The sequence below is a fragment of the Pseudomonas sp. Pse1 genome, assembly GCF_024519635.1.
GTDB lineage: Bacteria > Pseudomonadota > Gammaproteobacteria > Pseudomonadales > Pseudomonadaceae > Aquipseudomonas.
The window spans coordinates 1-350 of the sequence record NZ_JALJRO010000103.1 but is presented as its reverse complement, the minus strand read 5'-3'; the positions used below and the strand labels follow the sequence as shown (position 1 = coordinate 350).

Below are 350 nucleotides of genomic sequence, written 5' to 3'. Positions count from 1 at the left end.
TGCAGGTCTTCGAAGACCTGATCCTTAACAGTCGCTTCGGTGATGGTAACGCTCAGCGGGCCGCCGTCTTTGTAGACGTCGTCTCCCTGGACTGGCGCGGTATAGATCGCGCTGGTATCACCGGCTTTGACGGTAACCGTACCACCATTGCTGAGTTTGACGGTCAGATCGTCCTTCAACGCTTGGTTGAGGGTGATGGTGAAGGTCGGATTGGCGTTTTCAAACACAGGACCGTTGCCAGCGATGCTGACTGTCACGGTGTCGGTGGTGTCGTTGATCTGCACCACGCCCGGTTCTTTGCTCAGTTGCAGGTCTTCGAAGGCCTGATCCTTCACGGTTGCGCTGTCGAT

1 protein-coding gene is annotated in these 350 nt (G+C 56.3%); it reads right to left on the bottom strand.

The features are described 5' to 3' along the window. Positions 1-350: immunoglobulin-like domain-containing protein (locus NR126_RS28580; RefSeq protein WP_256832510.1), on the bottom strand; the 350-nt coding region annotated here is incomplete at both ends.